Source organism: Streptococcus mitis, from assembly GCF_002096815.1.
Classification (GTDB): Bacteria; Bacillota; Bacilli; order Lactobacillales; family Streptococcaceae; genus Streptococcus; species Streptococcus mitis_AD.
The window spans coordinates 1-5434 of record NZ_NCVJ01000009.1; the positions used below are offsets into that span (position 1 = coordinate 1).

Sequence of the window (5434 nt, forward strand, 5' to 3'; positions counted from 1 at the left end):
GTCCCAACTCCATAGTCCGCAAGCAGTTTCTTACGGCGGTTGAGTTCTTTCTCCATGATTCGTACAAACTTAGAGATCTTCTCCGTTTGGTCCAGAGACATGGTATCAGCTACCTGAGGAAGCTTAGACAATGGAGCCAAACCATTGGTCCCAAAGTCCATCAAGTACATGGTAAGGTCCTTAGGACTGAACTTACGAGCCAAGTCCATACCTGCAGACTGAAGGAAGGTTGTCTTCCCGGTACCCGGACTTCCATAGAGAAGGACATGTCCGTTCTTGGCGAGATTGATAGAGACGGCTTCCTGCTTCTGAGCCTGCGGGATATCTGCCATTCCAAGTAGAATTGAGAGTGATTTCTCTTGTGCCCAGGCTATTACTGGTTGCACTTCTTCCAGCTCCTCTAGCGCAATGCGCTCCTTAAGTGGTGGCAACCATGGCTGTGGTACTGGAGGAATTTCTTGTTCTTCACATAGGAGATGGATATTGTGCACAATAGCATCTAGCTCTGTCGGAACTTCCTTGATTTCGTCCGCATCCTCTAAGCCCGATAAGTCTTCATTTAGGATTTCATATTGCCCCAATTCATTGATCAGATAGATGGTATGGTCTTCAATTCCCATATCATCCTTTTCTGGCTGGTAATCTGCACCTGACCAGGCTGACTGGAAGAGCTCATAGACTTCATTATTTCCGACTTGCAGATAGGCGCGTCCCGTCTGAGTGATCTCGGCCGCATCCGGTGTATGAAGCATTTCATTGGAGTCCGAACGATCTGCAACCTTAAGGGCAATCTTAAAGCGAGAGTTGGACCAGATCTGGTCATCCACCACACCTGATGGCTTTTGAGTAGCTAGGATCAAGTGAACCCCGAGGGAACGCCCGACACGCGCAATAGATACCAACTTCTTGATAAAGTCGGGCTGGTTAACCTTGAGCTCTGCGAACTCATCTGAGATGATGAAAAAGCTTTAATTCATTATACCATAAGAGAGATATTATAAGAAAACTGAATACATTATGGAATAATAAAAAGAAAACCACCTGAAAATAATCCAGGTGGATATTCAAATATTGTAGAAGTGAACACTTTTTAGTATATCTGACTAATTAACTGTCCCCAAAGCAGTCATCAATCACATGACTGACATTACCCATGAGATTTGTCATGTCTCCAAGTTTATATCCCAACGCCTGTACCGCAGCACCCGATGCCAGACTCTCTAAATCACTCTTGAAATTTGTAAACCGAATCTGCAAAGATTTCACAACTGCACCAACTGCTTTTTGAGCACGAACAACACCTTTCAATTCAGCTGCTCCATAAAATGCATCCTCCATCCCATTCCTGAATGCAGGCTTGAAACCTCCCAACATCGACACAACTAGATTTATTGTTGTAGCTGCTGTGGTCAAATCTATATCCAAAATATCAATATCTGAAGCAGCTGTTCGAATTGTACCCGATATTGAAATCTCGGACTCCACAGTACCATAAAACTTTTTATCGTCCTTATCGTCAAATTTATTCTTATAATAAATTTCAGTAGGAAAATCATTGATAAGATCTTTTAAATTATCTCTTGAGGTATTTATAACTTTATTCGTGTTTTGAATATAGCTTTTTGCACTATCTAAATAACTGCTAAAAGACGTAGACATCTGATTTGCTAGATCCTCAGCCCTCACATCTATCTGATCATCAAAAGCACTAATAACATCACGATCATCAAATATTCCACTTTCTTCTAAGTAAGTATTATAGTCCTGAGAAACACTAGTATTAACATCTGGAACTGAACTAAAATCTAGTGTATCTATATTTCTAGCCAAGCCTCTATCTGTTTGCTCTAAAGCAGTTTGTATAATTATAGCTACATGGATAGTATAGGAGATGCAATGAATGATTGTTTGGATATTTTGTTCCAACACTTTTAAAATTTCATTCACAGCTTGTGGTATTCCATCGCCAAAATGGGAACGTTTATCTAATCCTGTCGTGCTTTTTTCTATCATTCCTTCAAACGAATTGACTAGTTCTGCACCTCTTACACCCAAGTAAGTAGAGGTGGCTGATTCAGCCCAAATATTACCTTCAGATTTACCTTTTGAAGTCATTTTATGTACTTCAATATCAAGAAGAGTCAACTCACTATTAAACTTTGCACTATATAATTTTGATGCAATTGCTCCATGGTTAAAATTATTTCCATTACTATAAAAATAGTCGTTTAGGCCACTAAAGCCGAACCAGTCAAAATTCCTAGAAAAATCATAGGGATCATACGCATTAAGTGTTTTAAACGTTTCTTTCATGCCATCATAAGTACTGAAAGCATTATCTATCTTTTGAATAGCTTCAATCAAACTAATTGATTGTAAATGCTGGAAGACGGCTTCTTTTAGATTGTTTGTACGACTCGACAAATTATTCATAACATTTTCATTTGCCTGACTTGTACGCTGAACTACTTCTAACAAATCTTCCGCATGTCCTAAACTAGATTCCAGATTTGTGATTAAAATTCTCATAGATGTTGTATCTAAGCGAATTTCTTTTGAGTCACCATACTTTTTCAACAAATCTCGAGTTGTTGTATTCTCTGGAGTCACTGCAAAATCTAATAAACTATCGCCATCTATATCAACCGCAAATAACTGTTCTAAAACTACTTGCTTTGTATATTCCATAGCTTCAGCATTTTCTCTGTACTTCGTCATATTATGATGAATCGGTAGATCAATCGCAACAACATTTTCAGGATACTTGGCTTCTCTAGTAATTCCTAAAATATTCAACAATGTTGAAGTATTATTATCCAATAGTGTTTCGTATGCGCTATTATCTAGTACCTGTCCTCCAAAGGAAATCTCCTTCCCATCTTGAGCCCAGACAAGATTCGTTAAAAAATCTCGAGTTGTAGAAAATGTCACAGAGGATCCTTTATAATTTTTTTTCAACTCTTCAATTCGCTTTGCCTCTTCTTTAGCAGCTTTAACTTCCTCAGGAGAGGTAGCCTTTAAGCGAGAGAGATACTTCCAATATGGTCCTATAATCGCATTACCGTCAGCCGCAGAGTGTACTAATTTATCTAAAATATTAAACGCTTTTAGTATAGAAGAGTCACCATCCGCAACCATCTCTTGAGCAGTCTTCCCATTTACTGACTGAGGTGCTCCTTGATAGCCAATATTATAAGGAACTTGTCTTTCTAATGCCACTCTCCCGCTCTGAAACACTCCATAAGAGTGACCAGTAGTTGTGCTAATATAACGGCCACTCGCTTCTACTCTATCATAGAAATCAAGTGCTGGTTTATTCTTTTCTTTCAGGTACAAAGTATCATTTAATCCAATCGCTGCATCTACAATTATATCCTTATGACCATCAGCATCCATGTTGGTTCCAGCGTATGAGATATAGGTCTCCTTTGTCAGATCATCGTAAACAGCAATAGCAGCAACACCCGAATCTGAATCGTACATTTTGTCTACGATTTTTACAGAATCTCCATAAGATTCTTTTATGAGCTTTTCAGTAGTTTTAAGTGGATTCTGAGGATTCCGAAAAGTATAATCTTTTTCATACTCATAAACATAATCTGAAATTTTAGCTGACACTTCCACTCGCCTATTACTTTTCTCGATTGAATTCATAAATTCACTTTCCTTTCACTAAATAAAATGCAGCACTGATTTGAACCAATTTTTCTTTAGATTCTATACTTAGTAGGATATCGTATCTGTCATAGTAAGCATATCCAAGACTAACTGAAAGTTTTGTGTCAGAAGGAAGGTTATACTTTTCCACTATTTTTTTATATAACTCAGATTGATTTTCTGACTGGTAAATAATATCACTCAATTCAGTTTCTGCGCTCTTAAATGTTTTTTTCACATCTAAGGAAGCGAAATAATCTCTTGAAACTATTAAATTTAAAACTTCCTCATCAAATAAAGGATTTATCTCAGACTCATAATTTAGTTTACCATTAGAGTAAGTAACTGGAACAGTTTCTTTCTCCTCGCCAAGTGTTATTGTGTAATCACCTTTAATGTCAGCTTGATTAATATCTAAGTCCACTTCGTACTTTTTGACTTCAGCTTGATTTTTTATATAAACATCACTAGTGTATGACTTTAGTCCAGTAAAGTCCTTCTTGTCTTGTTCTAAAAATTTAAACATGGGTTCAAACGTTTTTTCGAATTCGTACTGTTCTTTTGTCCTGTTTTTGGGAATGGTTTCACCACCCAAACTACATCCATTCAATACCGATGCTGTCATAAGTATAATTCCTCCTATCATTAACCATAAAATTATTTTTATTTTTTTCATCTTTCTTTACTCCGCGATTATAATGTTCACTATTGATTCGTGATTGCCCCTTTAATCAAGCGTTTAGCGCATCAAAGCCTTGATCTTAATGTATGTGCTCTCACAAACAAAATAATGAACTTGATTTTCTAACATAGTCTCTCTTAGAGGTTTCTTTGCGACGGGTACAACGTTTTGGTCATTGAGTCTCATGCTAATCAAAGCTTGTTTGAAACCTTTTGCTAGGCGTAACGGAGCCTCTATATTACGAGAAATACTTTGGTTCGTAATAACAATTGAAGCATAGCCTGCTAGTAAACCTTGTTTAAAGATAAACTCTAGTCTCTTTTGTGCTACAGGTGTTAAATTCCCAATTATTTCTGTGATATTATAAAGAACAACGGTAACTACATGTTCCTTTAATCCTTCTTGATGTCGTTTATGAAGTTCCGATTCAAGAAGCTCTAGCCTATTTTCGATGTTTTGTATCTCATCCTCATAAATGACTTCTTCCCCAAATCTCTCAAGATTGAGTTTAGAAAGTTTCGGCGCCAAGACGATGACCTTCTGTTTCCCTTTGGTAATGTGTTTCACCAAGGTCACCATCTGCTCTTCTTTATCTGTTAGGTAGAGAAGATTGCCTTTAGCCAGATTCCAAGTAACGGGCTCAACTGTATCCAAGTCAAGTCCTAATGGCACGAGACCGTGTTCATAGGCAGTCTGCACGCTGGCTCGACTATAGAAGTCTTTCTCTGTCAACTCCTCTGGTACCATCGGGATGGCACTTGGGCGCTGTCCTGTCCAGGCTTCTTGGAGGGAAGCCACTTCCTGACGAAGGTTATTGAGGACTTGGTTTTCGTTGTCTCCAGAGACTGGGAGTGCCAGCTGGATGACATCCACGTCTTCACGCTTCATGAGAGCCCGTCCCTTGATGTCTTCCATGGTCATGGCAAGGGGTGTAGAGCCCACAATCGTCCGCACTTCACTAGCTTCATTTTGTGGTAGGCTCAACTGGTGCTTGAAGTTGGAGTAGAGTTGAGCACGAAGGTTGGACTGGCGACCCGCTGTCATCAAGAGATGTACCCCAATGCTGAGACCTTCACGAGAGATGCGCACCAAGAT

At 38.7% G+C, this 5434-nt stretch carries 2 protein-coding genes and 2 pseudogenes; all 4 read right to left on the minus strand.

The features are described 5' to 3' along the window. Positions 1–962 (minus strand): annotated as a pseudogene (locus B7696_RS00075) (FtsK/SpoIIIE domain-containing protein); the annotation flags it as partial. A gap of 145 nt (positions 963–1107) precedes the next feature. Then, entirely contained in the window at positions 1108–3654 is a 2547-nt protein-coding gene (locus B7696_RS00080) for an SA1320 family protein (RefSeq protein WP_084861455.1), read from the minus strand. Positions 3655–3658: 4 nt separating this feature from the next. Beyond that, positions 3659–4333: a hypothetical protein gene (locus B7696_RS00085; RefSeq protein ID WP_084861457.1), complete on the minus strand. Its 675-nt coding sequence runs from the start codon at positions 4331–4333 to the stop codon at positions 3659–3661. Positions 4334–4396: 63 nt separating this feature from the next. Continuing rightward, positions 4397–5434, minus strand: a pseudogene (locus tag B7696_RS10285) (cell division protein FtsK); the annotation flags it as partial.